We start from the raw sequence: 17,894 nt of genomic DNA on the forward strand, positions 1-17,894 counted from the left end.
ATCAGGTGCCCCCTCGGATGCGACGCCAGATGTCCCAGATGTCCGCCTTTTCCACCCACACCATCAGTTTGATGCTGATCGGGATGACCACCAGGGCACAGAGGAAAGCGCTACCGCCGCTGGTGATGAACGGGATTGCTTGCAAGGCCATGGGGGCGAACAGGTAGCCCACCCCGGCCGATAGGAACAGAGAGCCCAGGCGCTGCCAGACCTTGAGGTCGCGCTTGGTGCTGGTGACCAGCCAAGCGCCGAGGATGGCGCCGAACAGCGCCCCGTCGTCGATGACTGGCGTGACGCTCGCCAGGCCCAGGCCAATAAGCAGGCCGGACACAACGCTGGAAGTCGGATCAGCCATGGTATGGGTTTCCTTGGTAGCGGTGGGTCAGTCCCATAGGTTCACCATCTGCCGTTGGGGCGCGCTGGTTTGGGCTTCGGGCATGTTGATAACGAGGCCTTGTGGCAGGACGGGGCCGTAGTCGGCCAGGCCGGGGTTCGCCTGCAGCACTGCTTCGGTGACGCCTGCGGTTCGGCCGTAATACCGCCAGCACAGGGCGTCGACGGTGTCGTTTTGATTGGCGCGGACGGCGACGGCCATCAGATCAGCTCCACGGTGGTGCGGCTTTTTTCGAGAAAGTCACGCACCGCCCAACGCAGATCGCGGCGGTAGTCATCGATGGTAGGTGCGACCTCTTCGGCCTTGTTGTTGCCGGTGTTGGTGGCGCTGTAGTCGCGAAAGCGTTCGCAGACCTCGGCGCCGGTACCGGCCTCGATCGCGCGGCGGTAGAGGTGTGCCTTTACCGATACGTCTTTGATCCGATCACCTGGTACAGCGTCCAACGTGGCGTAACCAGCTGCCTGTTGAGCTGCTCGCCAGTCACTCAGCTCGCGATTGAGGTTGATAGCGGCAGAGATCACGGCGGTTTCCAAGCGGGCCGGGGTGACGCTGGAGTCGATGCGCAGTGTGGCGCGCAGGCTATCCAGGTCAATCGACGGCCAGAACGGGTCGGTGTTGATGTGGCCGCTGGCGACGGTGCCGCTGGCTACAAATGCGCTCATGAGACTGCACTCAAAAATAGATCGCCGGTGGTCGGGGCTTCACGTTCAGGAGGAGCGGCCTGGCCGATCCGCCCCGAGCCGGCGGGGTGCGTGGGGACGCTCAGTTAGCTGCTGGAGCAGCGTATTTTTTGAGGAGACGCTCGACGCGCTCCAAATCCTTCTTGCCACCGCAGTTGGTGTTCAGCTCGATGGCACGGGACAGATATTTTTTCGAGGACTCCAGGTGACACAGGGCGGCCACCTTGCTTTCCGATGTGTCGTCGTCCGAAACCATCTCTGCGAACGCTTTGCCCAGGGCCAGATGCAGCTTGGCTTTAGCCTGGTCGGGCATGTCTTCTTCACCCGCGATTTGCTCAGTACGCAGCAGCAGCTTCACGTCGAACGTGCCACCGGCCTTCTGCGCCTTCAGGGCGACTTCGGCAATTTCTTCGGCAACGATGGTGCCGGTAGTGCGTTCGAAGCGGTCAGGCATGAGCAAGGCGTGCTGGATGACGTACTCGGCAATGTCCAGGGCGCCGGCAAAGTCGCCGGCATCCATTCGCCAAACCATCAAAGTGGTTAGCACCTGGTCCTGCGCGCCTTTGCCGCCTGCCAGCACGCCTTCCACGTATGGGACGTATTCGGGCAGCAGTTGCTTTTTCAGCTCTGCTTTGCCCTCGGTGGACTGCACCTGTTTCAGGCGCAAGTAGTCCTGCTGGAGCTTCGCCAGGTGCAGTTCGTAAACAGTGGAACCTTCCATGGTCATGGCTGGTCCGGCCACAGCAGCCGCTGCAACGGCTGCTGTGACGCGCTGGAAGTGACGACGGCAAGGGTTGGTCATGGTTGCTCGCCTTAGCTCAGGGTGATGTTTTCGGCCATGGCAGCGCAGCCAAGGTCTTCGATCACGTAGGCTTCATTGACCGACTCGTAGTTTTCAATACGGTCGCGTTTGGCGTTATCCACCACCGTGCGGCGGCGGGTGCCTTCCTGCCAGTAGATCGACAGGTTGTCGAGGCGGGTAACCAGCAGGCCGTTCGGCGGGAAGTGAGGCACTCGCACCGCCGGCAGGTTGCCGATGCGCTTCTGGCTGGTGACGATATCGGCCGCAAGCATTTCGGTCGGCGCTTGGGTTTTGTTGATGATCGGGAAGTACTTGTCGGCCAGCAGCTGGCGACCGCAGATCACCACCAGGTCAGTATCTTCCTGGTACCAGGGCTCGATGAACTCGTTGACCATGCTCACGACCAGGGCGTCGATGTTTTCGAAGTCTTTGCCCGCGCCGATCTGGATCTTGCCGCTGCCGTCGACCACTTCTTTCATAACGCGTGCAGGGTTCTCCAGGCGCATCTTTTGCAGCCATCCGACGTTAACGTCCTGCAGCAGCTTGTTGATGTCCGGTTTAGAGGTCGCCGCACGGCTGGTACCGTTCCAGCCAATCATGATCCGGTTGAGCGCCTGGGCCCGGATGATGGCGTCACGGATACGCGCCTGGAAGTCTTTGAACTTGGCCCATTGATCCAGCTTCTGGTAACGCAGGCCCGTATCGAAGTTGGTTTGGGTGCAGGTGTAACTACGGTTGTCGAGGCCGGTAGGATCGCGTGGCTCACGGTCTTGCTGGGTGGTATCGGTAGTGCCGGCAATAGTGCCGTCGATACCGATGCCGATTTTTTCGCCCGACTGCTCGGACACGCCGTAGACGTTGATCGAGCTGAGAAACGCGCTCGACTCCTGCATCCGGGTTTCCAGCGTCTGGGCAACGGATGGAGCGGCTGTGAATTTGGTGGTGACGTCGCTCACGCCGTGCAATTGGGCGAGTTGTTGCAGGTAAGCGTTAAAAAGAACGCGAGTATCGTTACGCATGGTGTTCTCCGATGTTCCTTGGCTGGGTGTTGTCCGTGATCTGGATCAGCAGTCGGTGACGAGTGCGCCGTCACCGCCCGTAGCCGGCGGGCGAACGGAGTACTGCGGTTTCTGGCCGGTGGTGTCCGGGGTTTTTTCGAGCTGTTGAACCAACGCGGTGAAGTCGGCAGACAGATTCTCGTGAGCGGTCTGCAGCTTTTCGCGGGCGTTTTTTTCGGCGGTAAAGGCTTCGCCCTGACCGGCGACATGCTCGGCCATGGCCTCAACAGCCTGGCCGAGTTCAGTAAATAGGGCGGCGTCCTTGCCTTCCTTGTCCTTGCTCTTGCCGATTAGGTCGAGAACGCGGCTGAAAAGCCCTGCGACTTTGCCGCCTTCGTCCTCGACTTCTTCGAATTCAAGTTCAATCTCGACGACCTCTGAGAAGAGGTTGCCGGGATCGCGTTTGCGACTGGTCAGCGGGTTCATGTCCGGGTGCTGGGCGCTGAACGTCAGCATCTCAGTACCCAGGCTGGCCGGGGTATCGGTAACGGCGATGCCGTCCAAATAGGCGCGGCCGGTGTCGGCAAACTTCGGCCGAATCTCGATGCTGGTGTATAGCTTCTGCCGTGCTTTGTTCATGGCGATCAAGTCGGAGGTCGGTTCGATTTGCGCGAACAAGGCCAATTTTTTGGCCCCGGCAATCTCGACCTCTTCCGTCTTCAACGCGACGACATCGCCGTAAGCGCGAAAAGGGCTATCCGGCAGCAAGCTGCGCATGTGCTCAATCCAAACCCGCGCACCGTAGGTGTTCTGGCTGTAGGTTTCGGCAGCGTCGACCAGCCATTGGCGCTCGATCTGACGACCATCGGTGGTGGCGCCTTCAACGGCGACGCGGAAGAACTTGGAGCGTTGTTTCTTGGCTGGGTTGTCGGTTTTGCCGGCCATGCGTGAATCCCTCAGTGCGGTGGCAGTCTGCCTTGGCGATGAGCGCATGTTGTTGAGCGCGGGCGCGACGGGCAACGAGGCGCTGTTGTAGATCGTTGATCTACAAGGGGCGGAGGGGGAACTGTTCGCGCGCGGGCGGCAGCATCTGCGCCATGAATGCCATCGTCGAACTACCTACCGATCACCGCCGCCACTCCAAGCACCTGTATTGGCAGGGCTATCGCGTGTGCGAGATCGCTGAGTTGATCGGGGAGAAGGAAAAAACGCTGCACAGCTGGAAAGCCCGGGACGAATGGGACCGCGCGACGCCGCTGGAGCGTATCCAGGCGGCGACCGAAGCCCGCCTGGTGCAGCTGATCTTAAAAGACCCGAAGTCAGGGGCCGACTACAAGGAAATTGACCTTCTGCACCGCCAGCTGGAGCGGCAAGCCCGTATTCAGCGCTTCAACGACGGCGGTACCGAAACCGAGTTGAATCCGAACCTGGCAAAGCGCAACGAGGGACCGAAAAAAGCACCGAAACGCAACGAGTTCGACGAAGAACACATTGAAAAACTGACGGAAGCGTTCATCGACGGCTGTTTCGGGTACCAGTTGGATTGGTACAAAGCCGGCAATCAGCGAACCCGCGCAATACTCAAATCACGGCAGATCGGCGCGACATACTATTTCGCCCGTGAAGCGCTGATCGATGCGCTGACGACAGGCCGTAACCAAATCTTCCTGTCAGCCTCGAAAAACCAGGCGCACATTTTCAAGGCCTACATTCAGGCCTTTGCCCGTGAAGTAGTCGGTGTTGAGCTGACGGGCGATCCGATCATTTTGGGCAATGGCGCCGAGCTGCATTTCCTGGGTACCAACGCTCGGACGGCCCAGGGCTATCACGGCAACTTCTACTTCGACGAATTTTTCTGGACGTTCAAGTTCAAGGAACTCAACAAGGTCGCCAGCGGCATGGCGATGCAGAAGCAATACCGCCGAACGTACTTTTCGACGCCTTCAAGCATGGCCCACGAGGCCTATACGTTCTGGACTGGTGAGCGGTTCAACAAAGGCAAGCCGGCGGCGCAACGGGTCAAAATCGACGTCTCTCATGATGTTCTGCAGCAGGGCCGACTGTGTGAAGACCGGGTATGGCGACAGATCGTCACCATCCTGGACGCGGAGGACCGTGGCTGCGACTTGTTCGACCTGGACGAACTGCGCCAGGAATACGATGCCGAGGCTTTCCAGAACCTGCTGATGTGCCAATTCATCGACGACGGGGCCAGTATTTTCCCGTTAGCGATGCTACAGCCTTGCATGGTTGACAGCTGGGATCTATGGGCCGAGGACTACAAACCATTTGCAGCGCGTCCGTTTGGCGACCGTCAGGTCTGGGTTGGCTATGACCCGGCGGAGAACGGTGACAGCGCCGCACTGGTGGTAATAGCTCCACCAACGGTTCCCGGCGGCAAGTTCCGCGTACTGGAACGACACCAATTCCGCGGAATGGACTTCGCCGCCCAGGCGGAAGCGATCCGCCAGGTCACCAGACGATACTGGGTGACCTACATCGGTATCGACATCACTGGTATGGGGTCCGGTGTGGCGCAGCTGGTGAAACAGTTTTTCCCGAACATCACCACCTTCAGCTACTCGCCCGAGGTCAAAACGCGCCTGGTGTTGAAGGCTTACGACGTCATCAAGAACGGTCGCCTGGAGTTCGATGCCGGCTGGACAGACATGGCGCAGTCGTTGATGGCTATCCGCAAAACAGTCACCGCCTCCGGGCGCATGTTCACTTACACGGCCGGTCGCACTGACGAGACAGGCCATGCCGACTTGGCGTGGGCGACCTTCCACGCCCTGCATAACGAGCCTCTTGAAGGGCAGACCACGGCGAATACCGGATTTATGGAGTCCTACTGATGAGCAAACGTAAGCGCGGAACCCAACTGACCACCGTTCAGCCACCCATTGAGGGGGACGTGCTGTCAGCTGAATCCGGGCCGGTGGAGGCGTTCACCTTCGGTGACCCGGCGCCTGTGCTCGATAGCAGGGAGATCCTCGACTATTTGGAATGCTGGGCCAATGGGCGTTGGTTCGAAACACCTATGTCCATGGATGGGTTAGCCAAAACGACCCGCGCCAGTGTGTACCTGCAGTCCGGCCTCAATTTCAAGCGGAACATGCTGGCCCGCACGTTCGTTCCTCATCGATTGCTGAGCCGTCAGGCCTTTGAACAGTTCGCCCTGGACTGGCTCTGGTGCGGCAACTGCTACTTGGAAAAGCGCAACAACATGCTGCGCAGCACCATGGGCTTGCTGCCACCGCTGGCGAAGTACATGCGTCGAGGTGTGGACATGGAAACCTATTACCAGGTGCGCGGCTGGAAGGATGAGCACGAGTTTGCACCCGGTTCGATTTGCCACCTACGTGAGGCCGATATCAATCAAGAGATTTATGGGTTGCCGGAGTGGCTGGCAGCGCTGCAGAGCGCGCTGCTCAACGAGAGCGCCACGCTTTTTCGCCGCAAGTACTACAACAACGGTAGTCACGCCGGTTTCATCCTGTACATGACCGACGCGGCGCAGAAGGAAGAAGACATCGACTCACTGCGCACCGCGCTGAAGAACTCGAAAGGGCCGGGTAACTTTCGCAACCTATTCGTGTACGCGCCGGCCGGGAAGAAGGACGGCATCCAGCTCATCCCGGTGAGCGAGGTTGCTGCCAAGGACGAATTCAGTTCAATCAAGAACATCAGCCGCGACGACTTGCTCGCGGCGTTGCGCATTCCGCCGCAGTTGATGGGCATCGTGCCGCAGAACGCTGGCGGTTTTGGGTCGTTGCGGGAGGCAGCTGAGGTTTGGGCGGTGAACGAACTGGAGCCGTTGCAGGCGAGGTTGGCTCAGGTAAACGAGTGGCTTGGCGAGGAGGTTGTGCGCTTTCGGCCTTTTGAACTGGTTACCGACAACTCTCGTCTCAATCCGAAGTAAGGATCACTAATGTCTACACCGATTTTCCCTTGGAGGGGCCGGAAGGGCATTGAGGTGGAGAGCTGGTTTACTTCAGCTTGTGATAAACAATTCGGCGGAAGGCACGCCTAACCTAACTTGGCGTGCCTTCCGCCTTACACAGTGCATCTAGAAGAATACGAAATATACGCTGAGTGCTATGGACAACAGAAGTAATCCTGCAAGACCGGTCTTTTGATGGGCTGCGAAGAGAGTCAAAAACCCGGTTTTAGGGCGGTCCGGATTAAGTTCCCACTCAGATGGAACAATTTCGTCGGATTCAAATAACGGTCGCCAGTACTTCTTAATGTGCTGTACATGGTTTTCGAAAAACTCGCTGTGAGAGTAATTGAAGTATCTGTCTGTTACAGTCGCGTTCTTAAATCCAACACGCCCAGTACTCCCATATCCCCAAGTACAGCAGCTGGCTATTAGCGGCCAGATATCTCTTACGCCCACATCATTAATAATCGAGCTCTTTCGCATGTTTCGAGCATTGCGGTCCCACGGGTAGCTGCGTTTAATAAGACACCCACTCAGCACAATTTTATCAAAGCTAATGTCTGGATGATCCTCTAGGATTCTGCTTACTACATACGTGCCAAAGCTGTGAGCAATTACTGAAATTCGAGCGAGCGGCTCTTCGTCTTTCAGTTTTCTGATGTCACGAACAATTTTATTAATAGGCCCTGCCCGAAACGGGCCAGCTAATTGCATTCCAGTGACTACGTCATAGCCTAAGTCATGCACTTGCAAGTTCGGTACGCCAAGAAACTCTCTTTGGACGTCACGTTGCCAAGCACCATCCGTTCGAATTCCGTGGATGAGTACTAGTATCCTGGAGTCTGCACTGTCGCGAATGCCACTGCGTTTGTTATCGACTAACGCATCGAACAAATCTTTTTGATCTTTGGGTATTGTGGTGCGCAGCAAACTAAATACTTCTTTTCTTTTGTTATTGTCAGTTGCGGCCCACAATGTTTCAACTAGTTTGATAACTTCAGTGGAGTTCATCTTTTGCCACGCTGTACATGGTTTCTAGATCGCTATCACTGACTTCCATTTCAACTCCCCTCAAAGGGTCGAAGACAAGCGAAGGGCATTCGTACCAGCTATCAACCTGCATAATTTCAGGGCCTAGCGGTGATCTGATCACCAAGCGACGTTCCATGATTCCTGCCTGCACAAGCAGTGTTGTCAATTTCGCGAAGCGCGCGGAGCTTCCTGCTTGGGAAATATCAAACAGGCGATTGATGTTCATGGTTACCTCATAAACTCTTGCGCCGCTGGCCCTTTCGATATCTTCAAAGTGCTCAGCAACCCTAACGAGAGCATCTGCAATTTGCGGATTTTCTTCAATTAAGGGAGAGAATCTTTTCGATAACATAAGAATATTCCCCAGGCGTGCAAGTAGCGGTTATTGCAAACTCATTCCGCTCGCCGCTCAAATATACGTGTATTTGCCGACTGGCGTCATCTGGCATTATAAACCAAATGTTAGAACCCGTCACAAAACCTTTTTCTGCCATGAAGCTCTTCATCGCGGCGGAAGAACCGCCATCTTCCGAAAGGTTCTTAGACAAATTGGATGCAGCGAGGTTCATCGATATTCCGAAATCGTTCATGGCGGTGGTAGTGCTATATCGAATAATTCCGGTGAAATCTTGCTGTTTATTATATAGCGTATCTTTTGCTTTGCTCAAAGATACCGGCTCAAAGACACTGATCGGTACAAATTTGAGAATCATGCTGATAATTGCAGATAATTGTTCGTGATACTTTGTCGAGGTGTCTCTCGAAGCAATTCGTATCTGTAAGAGGCCATCACGATCCAAGTGAGCGATACTAATAGCCCTTTTCTTGGTTATCTGATAGGTCTTAGTTCGCTGGCTCATCGCAGCATTCAAACTATCATCTACAAGTTTGCTGCTTTCCCGAGTTTCGCAAATTTTCACAGTCAGTGAGATTGGACCGGAGCCATTAGGGGCATCTTCCAGTCTAATATCAACTATCTCGGGGGCTTCTGGCATTTCGAGGTGCAAAGGAATAGACATGCGCTCGAGGACACCAAGTTCTGTGGCAACCGCTTCCACCCGAGCTCTACCTAGTATTTTTTGCGCATCAGCAGGGAGGCACTTAAAGAGAAAAATGTGCTGTTTTCCGAACTCTTCCACTTGCCGCAACAGGACGGAGAGGTCTTCGATTGTTAGTTTTTTCGATTCTAGTGCAGGCAGAATTCTTTGAGTGTAAAGCTCGTCCCAATTGGGCGCGGTAATGGGGACTTTGCGGTCGCGCAAAAAATCACGAACTACTTCGAGGCTACTGGCCTCTTTGATCAACCCAAACACCATTTTTGCTTGTTTCTGTTCTGCCGGGCTAAGCACTCGCTTACTCCATATCTGGAAAACTTTTGAGTGGCCGTCAACAGATGGCCGACTTCGTTTTACAGAGATGGCAACGGTCGCTCATAGGCAACCCACCTGGCTCACGTATAGACGCCGCTTCCCTGCCGGTGAATTTTCGCCTTTAACACGAATGAACACAATCGTTACATCGAAAAATATCAGTTAACGGCTCGCGAGCTGTGCCGATTTTGGCCTCTCAAGCAGGCTGATCTGCGCTATTTCTGGAGCAATCACCCCGTATGCCGGCGGCTGGCGCTCGAGGTTGAGCGTTACCGCCGTGTGATCGAAGTCCACCCACTAGGCGCGGCGCGAATACTTCGGCGGCAATTTGACGGCCCTGCATCTGTTACAGCAGGTGATGACCGAGGAATGCGAGCGTTTACCTGCGGAGCTCTCTGACAGGGATTGAAGGCAGTAAAAAGTCCAAGAAGTCTTCGACCACGTCCGCCAGAGGGGACCGACGGCGCCAAGAATGATCCAGATCAGGACGGGCAGGCCCAGCCGCGGCTGGATAGGCTGTCGCGCACCATTTTGGGGCGCTTTTGATTGGACGTGGTAGGCCGTCACCTGGCGCGCGCCGTCGTCCCCCCACCTCGCCTGCGGGCTAAATGGGTCGTTTTTTCTGCAGCCCTGCGGACCGCTCAACACGGCGCCGGCTGGGGGGCTGAACAAGGTTGTGGGGTGGTCAAAAGCCTGCGGAACCCTGCACCGAGGGGGTATTTCGTTGAAGGCGTGTCTGGAGGCTCTGCTGTTGAGGGGGGAGGGGGGGAGTTTCAAAAAGAGTAATTTCAGTAATCTCCCCACCGAAACGGCCTGGAGGCCACGTATTCCGTGGGAATTGAGATTACAAAAAGGAGTAACAGAGAAGTAATTGAAAAGGTAATTTCCTGCCAACCTATTGATTTTAAAGGGCTTTATGAAAGTAGAGAATTACATTTATAAAGAGTAATCAGATTACCTCAATATTACTTAAAGATTACCTTTTGCTCGAAACGTAAAACCCCTTATTTTCAATGGCTTGGGCGTGAAAAATGGTCAAGATTACTTATGTTACTCTTTTTTCTAGCCCAAAAAATTCTGGACTACCTGCCCCCTACATGTAGGCGCAGGCGTACGATCAGTGCAGTCGGCTTGCGCGATGATTTGTAGGGTCGATGCCTGGTGCTGAGAGGTGTGTGAATAGGCTCGGGACGGAGCGAAATGCTTCACAGAGGGATTAGGTGGGAATTTGGCTTGAGTGTGACCGGCTTCGTATGAGTGGTCGAAGCCAGCACGGGGCCCTGGGGCAGGATTACTTGCTCTCTAAGTGACTGGATCCCGAGGAAGGGAGTTTTTTCGGGTGAGACCAAGGCTCAGACCGTTAGGGAGTTGTTCGATTGTGATGAGGGCGAGATCGTCAGTAATCATCCGGTCATCATCTAGAACTGCAAAGGACGGGGCCCAGCGGAGCATCTCTTTATCAAACTCGTAGATCAATTGGCGACTGGGCGTGCCTTGGGCTCTTAACCTCTCAACGAGCTGAGCTGCTTGAGTTGCCGCATTCGGCAAGGCGTCCATAGCAGCACTATGCTTACCCTTATCAGTTCCGCGAAAAAGGAAAGAAACTTGGCAGCCATTTTGGAAGGAGTGAAGGTCGAGTACAGGATTGCGCCGATCATCGAAGTGCGCCAACAGTTGTCTAACCCATCCATTAATTCCCGCATAGGTTGCTTTGCCCGCCTCCGTCGCAATTGCCGTCACGTACGGGACGAAGACTAAAGCTACGAAGGGCAAGGCAACTCTAATCAGCTCAAGTGCTGACGACTCAGCGTTATGCGACAGTTCCGTACGTTGTATCGGGACCGGTGCGTCGTTGGTGACCGCATCAACCCACGCCTCATCGAGCTCCCTGGGGTCAATTGCGAATTCAATCACCAAATTTTCAAACAGCTCGGGTAGCTCTCTTGGTAGCGGTACTGTCGTGGATGCATCGAATCCAATGTCCGCAAAAGACAGAACGTCACCACCTGCATACAACCCTAATACAGCAGCAACAAACTGGTGGCCGTCCTCCGTTTCAAAGTACGCACTTTCTATCACCTTTCCTTTTGGTCGGCCCGGATCATGCTCATGCAGAAGGATATGTGGATGATTGTTGATTTTGAAAACCAGCTCCTGCGGATCAGTAGGAACAATATGGTTGCCATCGGGACCGCAAGCATTTGTCCAAATTACTCCGCTGACGATTTTGCCGAAAACACCATCGGAATGCCGACGTATGGCATTGGTGACCCATTCGTGGGCAGCAGCATTTTCATTTATGAGTTCGGACATAGAGCCTCCATACCTTCTGCGTCGGCCCATTTAGGCCTGGTGCCTTCCCAGATGGGTCTTCTTTCATTGCAGAGCGGGAGCTGTCAGTGAGCTACAGCGTATTTGCTTGAATCTTGACTCGGTTCGGATGGGTTTGGCTACGGGGGAAGGTGAGAGATCGAAGGAAGGAAGAATGGAGGTGGTACAGAAGTGGTACGGAAACTTTTATGGTGCGCTACAGGGTGCGTATTTAAAGGCCTGTAGAGTTAGTAGCTCCAATCCATCATGGGGGCGACGGAGAAGCGGCGGGAGAGGGCTTTCGGTGGAGCTATGGCTGAAGGCATTGGAGTCTTGGATGGAGAATGCGAAGGGTGGGCAGTTTATCAGGAATGGGTCGGAGGGGCTGGGTGATGATCGGGTGGCGCGAGACCCTAATATTAAACAAATCTGTCTTCCTTTTCCGTCCCCCTTTTCCTTTGGATTTTCGAGAGCTATTTCGCTTCGTCTTCCAGATTTTTGAATGCTTTTTCAAGCCACTCAACCCGGATTCATGCTCCAGCGCCTAGCGCGTATGGCTGCTACTTGGTCATTGGTGGCGAATTTGCCTTGGCCGGCTTCCTTTACTGCCAGCTCAATTTGGGCGGTCAGCGTTTTTTTGTGCTCGATGTAGTCGCGAAGAACGTCCATTGCTAGGTAGCTTGCTGTCTGACCGTTGGTTTTTGCTAGGTCGGCGAGAGAATTGGATAAGTCTTCCGGCAGGTTTAGGGATATTCCAGTCATGGCAGCCTCGATGAAAGAAGGTTTTGGGGCATCTTACGCCTTGGAGCGGTGGGTTGAATCGACAGGTCGTGGTGAGGTGTGTCTGGGAGTGAATCGTTTGCTTTTCCTATACCAACTCAAAACCGGTTATGGTGGTCTGATACGATATCTCGGTAAATTTGAACAGGTATTTATGATTACAAGAGAGGATATGAAACCTTGGGTTGTTACCGCGTTGAAATCCATGGGTGGGGTTGGCTGGCCGAGGGATGTCGCCAAATATATATGGGATCATTATGAGTCTGATATAAAGCGGTCCGGCTCGCTTCTCTATACTTGGCAGTACGACGTTCGGTGGACGGCAATGGCGATGAGAAAGGATGGGGTGTTGAAGCCAGTCGATGGCCGAAATGATAAACCTTGGGAGCTTGCTTAGGTAATTGTCTTGAATGTTCAATGGGGGAGTTGTTCGCTTCCACTGTGTATTAAAAGTCTAGGCTTCCTTTCAGCGAATAATAGGTATTGGTCGCGCTTCGGAGTCAGACCACCATACCTTCATCTCTGATCCAAAACCCAGCGGGAAACTTCCCACACTTTTCTCGGCTTGCCCCTCAGACCTCCTCTGGCTAACCTCCCTAAACCGCTGGAAAACCAGCGGTCGGATGTGGAAGTCCGTACCGAGCTAAGACGCAATCGTCATAAACACCTACCGGCGTTTTTTAACGTCTGTATCATGTGTTTCGGCGGCTGTGCGCGGGGCACTTCGGTGCGCCGGGTCCTTAGCCCTGGTCTTCCACACCTGCGTACAGCTGCCACCTCTCATGTGGAAGTGAGACTGGTAGTTCCTGAATAGTTAAGGAGCTTCGCCATGTACAAGGTCACACCTAATCCGCCTTATGCTTCAAACGCTGCATCCTCTGATCCCAAGCTTCAAGCCGCAGCCCAGCGAGCAATCCATCATCACTTGCCCCCATCCGACGACGCTGCGCCCACCGAGCGCCCAAGCGACAACCTATTCATCGTCAACCCGTCCACCGACTCCGAAACCCTCCTGGCCAACGCCGCCGAAAACCTCGCATCCGCCAACGAAATGGCCGTCACCTTGGCGTTCGATCTCGACGACTCCCAGCGTGCCATCGCCCTGGGCATCCAGCAGTTAATCGAGTTGAGCTCGCTGCTCGTTGACCGAGCCCAGGAGCAGGTTGCGCCTGTAACCGCCTCAGTTAAAGCCTGACAACTAACCCTGCCGCCTTGCCCTAAGGCGGCAACCTGAACTTATGCTGTCTTCCAGCAAAGTTTCATAATTCCCTGCGCCGTTGAGGTCTACGATTCCCTGCGAGAGAGGACCCCAGCGCCTCCAGCCCATAGGGAACTGAAAACCATGATCTCGAACCTCGTCAAAGTCGTGATGATCACCGGCACGTTGTTGTTAAGCGCTTGTTCATCTTCACCCGCCGTGAGCAGTGACCCGTGCTTTTCAGGTGGATGCCAGGCGTTTGGTGACCATAGCCCCAACAAGGCCGCGAAGATGAATTTCGGTGGCAGTGGGCTGGGGAGTAGTTATGGGGAGTATGGTTCGGGGTTGTTGCATGATGATTGATGGGGTGGTGGGGCGAGAGTGTTTCGCTTGCTTTGCTGCTTTGCAAAGTGAGCAGCCGTTGGGGTGGAACGCTAAGTAGCCGTTGCCTGAGTAACGGATAGGTACGCGGTCTGATCCCGCATTTTCGTCGGCTGTCGGGCCGTCTTCGCGAGCAAGCCCGCTCCCACAGTTGGAGCGTGGGAGTCAGGGAGATAAGCGTCGGCTGTCAGGTCTTCACGGGAGCAAGCTCCCTCGCCACAGGTGCAGCGTCGTGCCGAAGTTATTTAGATATTTATGCTGCGATGGCGGTGGGTCAGTTAATTCATCGGTCACTGATATACCGCTATCGCAGGCAAGCCAGCTCCCACATTGGCCATGTATCGTTCGCAGAATCAGCGCCCGGCTCGGATCCCTATGGGAGAGGGCTTGCTCGCGATGGCGGTGGGTCAGTTAACTCATCTGTTACTGATATACCGCTATCGCAGGCAAGCCAGCTCCCACATTGGCCATGTATCGCTCGCAGAATCAGCGCCCGGCTCGGATCCCTGTGGGAGAGGGCTTGCTCGCGAAGGCGGCGTGTCAGTCACTGGATCTATAACTGAACCAATGCTTTCGTAGGCAAGCTCCACACATTGGATCTTCGTTGTGTGGAATATTGTGTTCGCGTAGCTGATCGGTATTAGGCGCGCCGTTAATGGCCGCCTTTCATACGCCGGGCGATCAGGTAGAGGCCCAGGCCCACCAGCGCTGTCGCGGCGCCGATGTAGCCGGTGCTGGTCCAGCCGAGGCCAGCTGTAATCGCCATCCCCCCAAACCACGGCCCCAGCGCATTCGCCAGGTTGAACGCCGCATGGTTCGATGCTGCCGCCAGGCTCGGTGCTTCGTGGGCAATGTCCATCAGACGAATCTGCAACGGTGCCGCCAACGCGACCATGGTGCCCACCAACCCCATGCTCAGCAGCACGCCCCACAGCGAAGACGCGGCGAAGGGGAAGAACAGCAGCACGGCCATCGACCATACCAATATCAAACCCACCGCCCGAAACTGCATGCGATCAAACAGCTTGCCACCGGCAATGTTGCCGATGATGCCGCCCACGCCAAAGGCGGCGAGGCCGAAGGGGATCCATTGCGGCGAGACCTTGGTCACTTCCAGCATGGTCGGCGCCAGGTAGCTGAATACGCAGAACATCCCGGCAAAGCCAATCGCGCCGATGGACAGGGCCATCCATACCTGGGGTTTGGTGAAGGCGCGCAGTTCTTTGCGTGGGTCGCTGCGTTGTTCGTCGTGGCGGTGGGGCACGAATTGCCAGACCAGGGCGATGGTGAGCAGGGCGATCACGCTGACCAGGGCGAACGCCGAGCGCCAGCCCAGGTGTTGGCCGAGGAAGGTGGCGATGGGGTTGCCCAGCAGCATGGCCAGGGTCAGGCCCATCATCACGCGGGCCACGGCGCCGGCGCGTTTGTCGGTGGGCACCATGCTGGAGGCGACCACGGCGGCGATGCCGAAGTAGGCGCCGTGGGGCAGGCCGCTGATAAAGCGGAAGGCCACCAGCGAGCCGAAGGTCGGGGTGAAGGCGGTGGCGAAGTTGCCCAGGGCGTACAGGCCCATCAGCAACAGCAGCATGTGTTTGCGCAGCAGCTTGGCGCCGAGGATGGCCAGCAGTGGGGCGCCGACCATGACGCCCAGGGCGTAGGCGCTGATGGCGTGGCCCACCTGGGGTTCGCTCAGGCCCAGGTTCTGGGCGATGTCGGGCATCAGGCCCATGATGGCGAATTCGCCGGTGCCGATCGCGAAGGCGCCCACGGCCATGGCCGCTTCCATTTTGGCGGCGCTGCGCGCGGGCAGTACGTGCCCGGGTGTTTGCTGGATTGTCATGGGTAACTCTGTGTGGAGGGTGTGCACGAAGGACGTCGCCGATGCTACGCAAGCCGCGACGAAGGTGTCTAGAACCGCCATTTTCGGCAGAGTTCCACGCCTGTGACCGCAGGTCGCGGCTGCCAGGCTTGACAGGGGCGCATTAAAACCCGCGATTTAGGCCTGTCAATTGGCCAAACGGCGCATAAACGCTGTTTAGCGTGATATTCTGCGCGCCGTCTTGGGCTAGTCTTTCCCTGGTGCGTACACCCGTATACGTCCCAGCGGTTGGCTGTCGCCCAGGTAGCTGAAGCCAATAATGATAAGAAGTCAGCGCAGAAGGGACATAACAGTGAGGTCGATCCATCGGCCTTGTGTGCCCACCCTGCAGCCTTTATGTGACTGTGCAGACCCCGCGGTACGTTGCCTGACGTAGCGTGAACGAGGGTTACTCATGATCGGGGGCGGTAGGGCGGATGGCGTTTTATCATAGGTGCTACTGATGTTTAAAAAAGTAAACACTGCCCTGCTGGGGCTGGCTTTGTCGATGGGGATCACGTCCGTTCACGCGGAAGAGGCAAAGAAAGTCGATGTGCTGCTGATCGGCGGCGGCATCATGAGTGCAACCCTGGGTGTCTGGCTCAATGAGCTGGAACCGGATTGGTCGATGGAGATGGTCGAGCGCCTCGATGGCGTGGCCGAAGAAAGCTCCAACGGCTGGAACAACGCCGGTACCGGTCACTCGGCCCTGGCTGAGCTGAACTACACCCCGGAAGACAAGAACGGCAACGTTGAGATCCCGAAAGCGGTCGAGATCAACGAAGCGTTCCAGATCTCCCGTCAGTTCTGGTCCTGGCAGGTTCAGCAGGGCGTGTTGAAGAACCCGCGTTCGTTCATCAACTCCACTCCGCACATGAGTTTTGTGTGGGGCGATGACAACATCAAGTTCCTGAAAAAACGCTACGAAGCCCTGAAGGCCAGCCCGCTGTTCGCTGGCATGCAGTACTCCGAAGACCCGGCGCAAATCGCCAAGTGGGTTCCGTTGATGATGGAAGGGCGTGATCCCAACCAGAAAATCGCGGCCACCTGGAGCCCGATCGGTACCGACGTGAACTTCGGCGAGATCACCCGCCAGTTCGTCGCTCACCTGCAAACCACGCCGAAGTTTGACTTGAAGCTGTCGAGCGAAGTGCAGGACATCACCCGCAACGACGACGGTTCGTGGCGTGTGAGCTACAAAAACCTCAAAGACGGCACCAAGACTGAAACCGACGCCAAGTTCGTGTTCATCGGCGCCGGCGGCGGTGCCCTGCACTTGCTGCAGAAGTCGGGCATTCCTGAAGCCAAGGAATACGCAGGCTTCCCGGTGGGTGGTTCGTTCCTGGTGACCGAGAACCCGACCATCGCCGAGCAGCACCTGGCCAAGGCCTACGGCAAGGCTTCGGTAGGTTCGCCACCGATGTCGGTTCCGCACCTGGACACCCGTGTGCTGGATGGCAAGCGCGTGATTCTGTTTGGCCCATTCGCGACCTTCTCGACTAAGTTCCTGAAGGAAGGCTCGTACCTGGACCTGCTGACCAGCACCACCACCCACAACATCTGGCCGATGACCAAAGTCGGTATTCGTGAATACCCACTGGTCGAGTACCTCGCCGGCCAACTGATGCTGTCTGATGATGACCGCTTCAAGGCGCTGCAAGAGTACTTCCCGAACGCCAAGCAGTCCGACTGGCGCCTGTGGCAAGCCGGCCAGCGCGTGCAGATCATCAAGCGTGATGAAGAGCAAGGCGGCGTGCTGAAGCTGGGTACCGAAGTGGTCAGCTCTGCCGACAACACCATCGCAGGCCTGCTGGGTGCATCGCCAGGCGCGTCCACCGCGGCTCCGATCATGCTGACCGTGCTGCAAAAGGTGTTCAAGGACAAAGTAGCCAGCCCGGCCTGGCAGGAAAAACTGCACCAGATCGTGCCAAGCTACGGCACCAAGCTGAACGACAGCCCTGAAGCTGTTGCCAAGGAATGGGCCTACACTGCCGGTGTGCTGCAACTGACCCCGCCACCTGCGATCCCGCAACTGGCTGCTCCACAGGCTACCGAGGCTGCCAAGCCTGCGGCTGAGCCAAGCAAGCCGGCGTCTGATCTGGCGCTGTAAGCAACACCCACGAAAAAGCCCGCTGAACCGGTGACGGT

Annotated in this window: 18 protein-coding genes; 6 read left to right on the top strand and 12 right to left on the bottom strand. The window is 56.2% G+C overall.

The window, feature by feature from the left end; translation table 11 throughout:
* Window position 1: 1 nt before the first annotated feature.
* The 6 genes from JMV15_RS04165 to JMV15_RS04190 form a co-directional block, all read right to left on the bottom strand.
* On the bottom strand, window positions 2–355 hold the full coding sequence (locus tag JMV15_RS04165) for a putative holin (protein WP_019818195.1): 354 nt from the start codon (window positions 353–355) through the stop codon (window positions 2–4).
* Between the two features lie 27 nt (window positions 356–382).
* Entirely contained in the window at window positions 383–595 is a 213-nt protein-coding gene (locus JMV15_RS04170) for a tail protein X (RefSeq protein WP_065932283.1), read from the bottom strand.
* A complete protein-coding gene (locus JMV15_RS04175; RefSeq protein WP_169867512.1) occupies window positions 595–1,056 on the bottom strand; it encodes a head completion/stabilization protein in 462 nt (153 codons plus the stop codon). The genes JMV15_RS04170 and JMV15_RS04175 overlap by 1 nt, the downstream gene beginning before the upstream one ends.
* Before the next feature lie 100 nt (window positions 1,057–1,156).
* The gene (gpM, locus tag JMV15_RS04180) at window positions 1,157–1,876 is read right to left on the bottom strand and encodes a phage terminase small subunit (RefSeq protein WP_124414150.1); all 720 of its coding nucleotides are present in this window, start codon (window positions 1,874–1,876) and stop codon (window positions 1,157–1,159) included.
* An 11-nt stretch (window positions 1,877–1,887) separates the two neighbouring features.
* Window positions 1,888–2,895 carry a phage major capsid protein, P2 family gene (locus tag JMV15_RS04185; RefSeq protein ID WP_019818191.1) on the bottom strand — a complete coding sequence of 336 codons (1,008 nt, stop codon included), beginning with the start codon at window positions 2,893–2,895 and terminating at the stop codon, window positions 1,888–1,890.
* 45 nt (window positions 2,896–2,940) lie between these two features.
* Entirely contained in the window at window positions 2,941–3,819 is an 879-nt protein-coding gene (locus JMV15_RS04190) for a GPO family capsid scaffolding protein (protein WP_201491296.1), read from the bottom strand.
* Window positions 3,820–3,971: 152 nt separating this feature from the next.
* Between JMV15_RS04190 and JMV15_RS04195 the strand changes: the two genes are divergently transcribed.
* Window positions 3,972–5,729 carry a terminase ATPase subunit family protein gene (locus JMV15_RS04195; protein ID WP_201491297.1) on the top strand — a complete coding sequence of 586 codons (1,758 nt, stop codon included), beginning with the start codon at window positions 3,972–3,974 and terminating at the stop codon, window positions 5,727–5,729.
* Window positions 5,729–6,796, top strand: coding sequence for a phage portal protein (locus tag JMV15_RS04200; protein ID WP_201491298.1), 1,068 nt, complete (start codon window positions 5,729–5,731; stop codon window positions 6,794–6,796). Before JMV15_RS04195 ends, JMV15_RS04200 begins: the two co-directional genes overlap by 1 nt.
* Window positions 6,797–6,943: 147 nt before the next feature.
* Here the strand turns inward: JMV15_RS04200 and JMV15_RS04205 are convergent, their stop codons facing one another.
* The 5 genes from JMV15_RS04205 to JMV15_RS04225 form a co-directional block, all read right to left on the bottom strand.
* Window positions 6,944–7,828: an alpha/beta hydrolase family protein gene (locus JMV15_RS04205; protein ID WP_201491299.1), complete on the bottom strand. Its 885-nt coding sequence runs from the start codon at window positions 7,826–7,828 to the stop codon at window positions 6,944–6,946.
* Window positions 7,815–8,201 carry a hypothetical protein gene (locus tag JMV15_RS04210; RefSeq protein WP_201491300.1) on the bottom strand — a complete coding sequence of 129 codons (387 nt, stop codon included), beginning with the start codon at window positions 8,199–8,201 and terminating at the stop codon, window positions 7,815–7,817. Before JMV15_RS04210 ends, JMV15_RS04205 begins: the two co-directional genes overlap by 14 nt.
* Window positions 8,170–9,198, bottom strand: coding sequence for a hypothetical protein (locus JMV15_RS04215; protein ID WP_201491301.1), 1,029 nt, complete (start codon window positions 9,196–9,198; stop codon window positions 8,170–8,172). The genes JMV15_RS04210 and JMV15_RS04215 overlap by 32 nt, the downstream gene beginning before the upstream one ends.
* 1,323 nt (window positions 9,199–10,521) lie before the next feature.
* Window positions 10,522–11,532, bottom strand: coding sequence for a hypothetical protein (locus JMV15_RS04220; RefSeq protein ID WP_201491302.1), 1,011 nt, complete (start codon window positions 11,530–11,532; stop codon window positions 10,522–10,524).
* 516 nt (window positions 11,533–12,048) lie between these two features.
* Entirely contained in the window at window positions 12,049–12,291 is a 243-nt protein-coding gene (locus JMV15_RS04225) for a CopG family ribbon-helix-helix protein (RefSeq protein WP_038449478.1), read from the bottom strand.
* Between JMV15_RS04225 and JMV15_RS04230 the strand changes: the two genes are divergently transcribed.
* The 3 genes from JMV15_RS04230 (at window position 12,290) to JMV15_RS04240 (ending at window position 13,870) form a co-directional block, all read left to right on the top strand.
* Window positions 12,290–12,706: a hypothetical protein gene (locus JMV15_RS04230; protein WP_196770410.1), complete on the top strand. Its 417-nt coding sequence runs from the start codon at window positions 12,290–12,292 to the stop codon at window positions 12,704–12,706. The genes JMV15_RS04225 and JMV15_RS04230 overlap by 2 nt on opposite strands.
* 432 nt (window positions 12,707–13,138) lie before the next feature.
* A complete protein-coding gene (locus JMV15_RS04235) occupies window positions 13,139–13,504 on the top strand; it encodes a DUF6124 family protein (RefSeq protein ID WP_038449480.1) in 366 nt (121 codons plus the stop codon).
* Between the two features lie 147 nt (window positions 13,505–13,651).
* A complete protein-coding gene (locus JMV15_RS04240) occupies window positions 13,652–13,870 on the top strand; it encodes a hypothetical protein (protein ID WP_081339059.1) in 219 nt (72 codons plus the stop codon).
* Between the two features lie 670 nt (window positions 13,871–14,540).
* Here the strand turns inward: JMV15_RS04240 and JMV15_RS04245 are convergent.
* A complete protein-coding gene (locus tag JMV15_RS04245; protein WP_014717589.1) occupies window positions 14,541–15,728 on the bottom strand; it encodes an MFS transporter in 1,188 nt (395 codons plus the stop codon).
* A gap of 481 nt (window positions 15,729–16,209) precedes the next feature.
* Between JMV15_RS04245 and mqo the strand changes: the two genes are divergently transcribed.
* Entirely contained in the window at window positions 16,210–17,856 is a 1,647-nt protein-coding gene (mqo, locus tag JMV15_RS04250; protein ID WP_014717590.1) for a malate dehydrogenase (quinone), read from the top strand.
* The last annotated feature ends 38 nt before the right edge of the window (window positions 17,857–17,894 follow it).

Source organism: Pseudomonas paracarnis (assembly GCF_904063055.1).
In the GTDB taxonomy this organism is placed as follows: Bacteria; Pseudomonadota; Gammaproteobacteria; order Pseudomonadales; family Pseudomonadaceae; genus Aquipseudomonas; species Aquipseudomonas paracarnis.

Coding starts and splice junctions, on each gene's coding strand:
- JMV15_RS04240 (WP_081339059.1), top strand. CDS start 13,652: ATGATCTCGAACCTCGTCAAAGTCGTGATGATCACCGGCACGTTGTTG.
- JMV15_RS04220 (WP_201491302.1), bottom strand. CDS start 11,532: ATGTCCGAACTCATAAATGAAAATGCTGCTGCCCACGAATGGGTCACC.
- JMV15_RS04230 (WP_196770410.1), top strand. CDS start 12,290: ATGGCAGCCTCGATGAAAGAAGGTTTTGGGGCATCTTACGCCTTGGAG.
- JMV15_RS04175 (WP_169867512.1), bottom strand. CDS start 1,056: ATGAGCGCATTTGTAGCCAGCGGCACCGTCGCCAGCGGCCACATCAAC.
- JMV15_RS04235 (WP_038449480.1), top strand. CDS start 13,139: ATGTACAAGGTCACACCTAATCCGCCTTATGCTTCAAACGCTGCATCC.
- gpM (WP_124414150.1), bottom strand. CDS start 1,876: ATGACCAACCCTTGCCGTCGTCACTTCCAGCGCGTCACAGCAGCCGTT.
- JMV15_RS04195 (WP_201491297.1), top strand. CDS start 3,972: ATGAATGCCATCGTCGAACTACCTACCGATCACCGCCGCCACTCCAAG.
- JMV15_RS04170 (WP_065932283.1), bottom strand. CDS start 595: ATGGCCGTCGCCGTCCGCGCCAATCAAAACGACACCGTCGACGCCCTG.
- JMV15_RS04200 (WP_201491298.1), top strand. CDS start 5,729: ATGAGCAAACGTAAGCGCGGAACCCAACTGACCACCGTTCAGCCACCC.
- JMV15_RS04225 (WP_038449478.1), bottom strand. CDS start 12,291: ATGACTGGAATATCCCTAAACCTGCCGGAAGACTTATCCAATTCTCTC.
- JMV15_RS04205 (WP_201491299.1), bottom strand. CDS start 7,828: ATGAACTCCACTGAAGTTATCAAACTAGTTGAAACATTGTGGGCCGCA.
- JMV15_RS04210 (WP_201491300.1), bottom strand. CDS start 8,201: ATGTTATCGAAAAGATTCTCTCCCTTAATTGAAGAAAATCCGCAAATT.
- JMV15_RS04185 (WP_019818191.1), bottom strand. CDS start 2,895: ATGCGTAACGATACTCGCGTTCTTTTTAACGCTTACCTGCAACAACTC.
- JMV15_RS04165 (WP_019818195.1), bottom strand. CDS start 355: ATGGCTGATCCGACTTCCAGCGTTGTGTCCGGCCTGCTTATTGGCCTG.
- JMV15_RS04245 (WP_014717589.1), bottom strand. CDS start 15,728: ATGACAATCCAGCAAACACCCGGGCACGTACTGCCCGCGCGCAGCGCC.
- mqo (WP_014717590.1), top strand. CDS start 16,210: ATGTTTAAAAAAGTAAACACTGCCCTGCTGGGGCTGGCTTTGTCGATG.
- JMV15_RS04190 (WP_201491296.1), bottom strand. CDS start 3,819: ATGGCCGGCAAAACCGACAACCCAGCCAAGAAACAACGCTCCAAGTTC.